The sequence below is a fragment of the Polymorphobacter sp. genome (assembly GCF_051860865.1).
In the GTDB taxonomy this organism is placed as follows: domain Bacteria; phylum Pseudomonadota; class Alphaproteobacteria; order Sphingomonadales; family Sphingomonadaceae; genus Sandarakinorhabdus.
The window spans coordinates 1-5,115 of sequence record NZ_JBIMKZ010000119.1 but is presented as its reverse complement, the minus strand read 5'-3'; the positions used below and the strand labels follow the sequence as shown (position 1 = coordinate 5,115).

The window sequence follows — 5,115 nt, the reverse complement described above, 5'->3', positions numbered from 1 at the left end:
CCACCGAAATCCGGATCGTCCGCAGCGGCGCCAGCGTCTCGAACACCGCCACGAACGGGTCCGGCCCGGCAAAGCCGAAGTCCGCGCCCACCGCGTTGGTAATGTTCTCGCCGGCGACGTTGAGGAAGAAGCCGTCCGGCCCGTCCACCCGCGCATTCAGCGCCAGCGTCGTGAAGCGCGGCGTGAACAGACCCTCACCAAGCTGGTTGAACTTGCTGCTCCGGTGCTTCACCTGTCCGCCCAGCGTCAGCGCCATGTCATTGCCAAGGGGCATCCGCCAGTCGAGCCGCGTGGCGCCGGAGAAGCGTGGCGACTGGGACAGCCGCAGCTCGGGATTGAGCTGCGCCGCATCGGCCCAGGTCACCCCGCCGCTCCAGGTCAGCCCTTCGACCAGTTGCCACGACCAGGTCCCCTCCACCCCCTTGGAGCGCGCCCGGTCGTTGCTGGAGACGAACAGCCCGTCGGCCGTGAACTGCAACTGCTGCAACCCGAACACATCGATCCAGAAGGCGGTGGCATTCAGCGTCAGCGCCCCGTCCAACGCATCGGCCTTGAACCCGACCTCATAGGAGTTCGCCCGCTCGTTGCCGATCAGCGCATCCACATTGGGGTTCCCGGTCCCCAGCACCGGATCGAGCGGCACGCTCTGGAACTCGCCATAACCGCCCGCCTTGCCGCCGCGCGACGCCGCCGCATAGAGCATCAGCCCCGGGCTGACCCGATACTGGATCGAGGCATTGCCGGCGACCAGATTATCCTCGAACGGCGCCAGCCGCTGGAAAGGGAAGGGGGCGTTGATCACGGTATTCCACAGCGTGAACGGCGCCTCATTGGTGCGCCCGAAATCGACCCGCTTGCGCTCATTGGTATAGCGCAACCCGACATTCACCGTCAGCGCCTCGCTCGCCTCCCACGCCAGCGAGCCAAACCCCGACCAGGCCGTCGTCTTCTGCCGGAAGTCATTGGTATAATTACCGTTGAACAGCTGTCCCTCCAGCGCATCGCCGGGCGGAAAGTCCGGAATGCCCCAGACATTGCGCTGCAGCATGTCCCACTTCGAGGTGAAGAAGAAACCGCCGACGATCCAGTTCAGCCGGCTGTCCCCGTTCGACGCCAGCCGCAGCTCCTGCGAGAACTGGCTGTAGCTCTCCGAGCGCAGGAACAGGTTGGCGTCCTTATTGTCGAAGTCGAAGTCCGAATTGCTGATATTGTCGAACCACGCCGCCGACGTGATCGAGGTCAATTCCACTTCGCCGAAGTCATAGGTCACCGTCCCCACCGGCAGGTCGATCGTCGTCCGGTAATAATCGTCGCCGCCGCGCAGCTCGGGGCTGGAGCTGAAGGACTGCTTGCGCTTGCTGCCATAGGTCACCGGCCCGACCGACGGCCCCGCCCCCAGCCCGAGCCCGGCCAGGCCGAGGTCGGAGATCTGGTTGGCGCTGCCCACGCGCTTCTGGTCGCTGTGCTGGTACGACAGCAGCACCGTCAGCTGGTCGTTCGGCGTGAACTTCAATATGCCGCGCACCCCCCAATTGGTGTCGGTCGGCACCCGTTGCCCGGTCGTTTCGTTGAGCAGCCAGCCCCGGTCATAGGTCACCCGCCCGGCGACGCGCAGGCTCAGCGTCTCGCTCATCGGCAATGTTATCGCGCCGTCGCCGAGGAAGCCGCCATTCTGCACCTCGCCGCCGATCTCGGCGCGTCCCTCCAGCCGGTCGCCGGGCTGGGTGTTGACCACCGAGATGCCGCCCAGCGACGTGTTCTTGCCGAGCAAGGTGCTCTGCGTTCCCTTGATCAGCTCGACCCGCTGCGCATCGAAGATCGGCTGGTTGTACAGTCGGACATTGCCCATGAACGCCCCGTCGACGAACATGCCGATCGAATTGTCGAAGGCGACATTGCCCGCCGCCGTGCCGATGCCGCGAAAGGTGATCCCCGGACTGTCGGACGGCGCCCGCGCAAACTCGAACCCCGGCACCACCGTCGCCAGCTTGGTGACATTGTCGGTCTGCCGCGCCGCCAGCGAGGCCCCCGAAGCGACATCGATCGAGATCGGCACATCCTGCAGATTCTGTGCCCGCTTCTGCGCGGTGACGATGATCTCGTCCCCCTCGATCGCCGCACTTTGCGCATGCGCCGCCCCGCCAACCCCGCACGACAATGCCGTCGCTGCCAGCCACAAACCCCTCATCGCATCCTCCCCTGTTATGTCAGGCCCGTTCGGCCTCGATCATCTTCTCGATCCACCGCCGCGCCCGGATCGAATGGTCGTCGGCCCGCACCAGCAGTTCGGTCGGCGTCGCCATCGCCGCCACCATCCGCTCGATGTCCTCGGTCGCCTCGACATCCTGCTGGATCGCGCCGGCGAACACGCTGTTCATCGTGTCGGTCAGCCCCTGGTCCTGAATTGCGAAGGACCGCGACCAGGCGAAGAAATAATTGGTCCGGTCCGGCGCCGCCGGCGTCACCGCATGATGGACGCGGAACTCGCCGATCACCTCGCCGCCGGGCTTGCGGAAGCTCTCCAGCGCGACATGGACGGAGGGCGCATAGAAATCGATCAGCACCAGCCGCTCGACCGGCCCGTCATAGCCGAGCACCTGGGCAAAGAAGCCGGTCAGCGTCTCGTCGGGGATAAACCGGCTGCCGCGCAGAAAATTCTCGTTCTGCGTTACCTCCACCTTGGTCGCGGCAATCGCCTCGGTGCCGATGGTGCCGGAATGCAGGAAGGCCAGGTGCGAGATATCGGTCAAATTCTCGTGCAGCAGCTGCGGCCGGCACTTCAGCACCCGGTCGAGCGCCGGCACCGCCACCCAACCGGGGCTGATCAGCCGCATCTCGTCATGGTCGGGGATCAGGCTCTCGTCGGCCTTGGCCGGATCGCCCATCCAGATCCACAGCCACTCCCATTTCTCCACCAGCGGATAGGCCTTCACCCGGCAGACGGCGGGGATCACCTCCTGGCTCGGAATCCGCACGCAGCGCCCGTCCGGCCCGAAGGTGAAGCCATGATAGCCGCACTCGAGCGCGTCGCCGCGGATGATGCTCTTGGCCAGCGGATAGTTGCGGTGTGGACAGCGCCCCTCGAGCGCAATCGCCTTGCCGTCCGTGTCCCGATACAGCGCCACCGGATCGCCGAGGAACCAGCGCTCCACCGGGCGCTCATTGTTCAGCTCACGGCTCCACCCGGCCACATACCATTGGTCACGCGGGTAGTCATACCCCGGCTGCAGCGGCCACATCCCCAAGTCCTCCCCAGAACAGGTCTTCAATAGGCTGTTTATGTATTTCGATATTCGAATATTTTTTCGAATATTAGGGAGATTCAGTCCGCTGTCAATATCATTCAAACCATCAATCAGCATGTAACACACTGAAATATGGTCATTGCTTCAAACATAGTGGCGCTGCCGCGACCGTTTGGCACCAGCCTGTCGCTGCACGCCACCCTGCACGGAACAGTGCCTCCCCTCGGCCGTTCAGCCGCCATGAAATGCTTGTGGTTCGTCACCAATGTGAACTCGGGAACCGCAACGCACGAAAAATGCGAGGCGATGGTCGAGGTGTTCGCGCGGGACGGGCTGATCCTCGCCGGGCGCACCGCCTTCCCCGACGAGCCTCTGCCCGATCCCGCCGTTCTCGAGGCCGCCGGCGTCGACACTCTAGTGCTGTTCGCCGGTGATGGCACCGTGAACGCCACACTGTGCCACCTCGCCGGCTGGCAGGGCATGTTCCTTATCCTGCCCGGCGGCACCATGAACCTGCTCGCCAAATCGCTGCACGACAGTCTCGACCCCCACGCCATCATCGCCGCCGCCCAAACCGGTGCCCGCCCCGTCGCCCTGCCATACATCGAGGCCGGACCGCACCGCGCCTTCGTCGGGCTGATCATCGGCCCCGCCGCCAGCTGGTACCTGGCGCGCGAGGCGGTGCGGGCCAATCGCCTGCGCACGCTGCTGCGCGCGGTCCGCCTCGCCTGGGGCCGCACCTTCGGCCGCGGCGTCCGCATCGCCGGTGCCTCCCGGTTGCGTCGCGGCTATCAGGCGGTGTTCGTCACGCCCGGCGCCGAGCGGCTGCAGGTTCGCGCCGTCGACGCGCGGGGCTGGGGCGCCATCGCCGAACTCGGCTGGAAATCGCTGACCGACGAGATGGTCGCGGCGCGCGCCGTCGATGCCGCCGCAGCAGCCGCGCTGCGCGTCAAGGGCAGGCGGCCAGTCCTGGCGCTGTTCGACGGCGAACCGGTGATGCTCGAGCCCGGCATCGATATCACCGGCGGTCTGACCCGCAAGGCCTTCCTCGCCACGCGCCATGCCCCGGAGAGCGCCGAATGATCCGCCTGTTCCACGCCAGCGACATCCATTTCGGCGCCGCCGACCCCGAGGCGCTCGACTGGTTCCTGGCCCGCACCCATGCCGAACAGCCCGATGCGGTCATCATCACCGGGGACCTGACCATGCGCGCCCGGTCGCACGAGTTCGCCGCCGCCACCGCCTGGCTGCAATCGCTCGGCCGCCCTGTCAGCGTCGCTGTCGGCAATCATGATCTGCCCTATTTCAACCCCTGGTCGCGGCTCGTCCGCCCCTATCGCCGCCATGAGCGGCTTGCGCGCACCGTCAGCCAGCCGCTGCAGATCCCCGGGCTCGGCATCGTGCCTCTCAAGACCACCGCCCGGGCGCAGCTCCGGCTCAACTGGTCGAAAGGCAAGGTCAGCACCGCCGCGCTCGACCAGTCGCTGGCCCAGATCAACCAGACCCCGCCCGGCCACACGATCCTCGTCATCGCCCACCACCCGCTGGTCGAAGCCGATACACGCACCACGTCACGCACCCGCAACGGCCCGCGTGCTCTTGCCGCCCTGGCCGCCGCCGGCGTCGACGCCGTACTCACCGGCCATGTCCATGATCCGTTCGACGTTGCGCACTCCTCCGGCGTCCGCCTGATCGGCGCCGGCACGCTGTCGGAACGCGTTCGCCTTGCGCCCCCGTCATTCAACGAAATCCGCCTTTCCTCAGGCCGGATAGAGGTCATCGCCCACCGCCTCGGCGCCCGTGACGTGCGGCTGTAGCTGGCACCGACATTTAGCCGGCGATAACCGGACGCCTCCGGCGGGGGGGGGGG

Annotated in this window: 4 protein-coding genes; 2 read left to right on the top strand and 2 right to left on the bottom strand. The window is 66.4% G+C overall.

Going from position 1 to position 5,115, the window contains the following annotated elements:
* A partial coding sequence (locus tag ACTIFJ_RS14835) for a TonB-dependent receptor (RefSeq protein ID WP_439534886.1) occupies positions 1-2,188 on the bottom strand: 2,188 nt, incomplete at its 3' end.
* Between the two features lie 19 nt (positions 2,189-2,207).
* Complete coding sequence (locus ACTIFJ_RS14830) at positions 2,208-3,239, bottom strand: Rieske 2Fe-2S domain-containing protein (protein ID WP_439534885.1); 1,032 nt, start codon at positions 3,237-3,239, stop codon at positions 2,208-2,210.
* 138 nt (positions 3,240-3,377) lie between these two features.
* Here ACTIFJ_RS14830 and ACTIFJ_RS14825 point away from each other — a divergent pair, with 138 nt between their 5' ends.
* Both ACTIFJ_RS14825 and ACTIFJ_RS14820 read left to right on the top strand, forming a co-directional pair.
* On the top strand, positions 3,378-4,328 hold the full coding sequence (locus tag ACTIFJ_RS14825) for a diacylglycerol/lipid kinase family protein (protein ID WP_439534884.1): 951 nt from the start codon (positions 3,378-3,380) through the stop codon (positions 4,326-4,328).
* Entirely contained in the window at positions 4,325-5,062 is a 738-nt protein-coding gene (locus ACTIFJ_RS14820; RefSeq protein ID WP_439534883.1) for a metallophosphoesterase family protein, read from the top strand. Before ACTIFJ_RS14825 ends, ACTIFJ_RS14820 begins: the two co-directional genes overlap by 4 nt.
* The last annotated feature ends 53 nt before the right edge of the window (positions 5,063-5,115 follow it).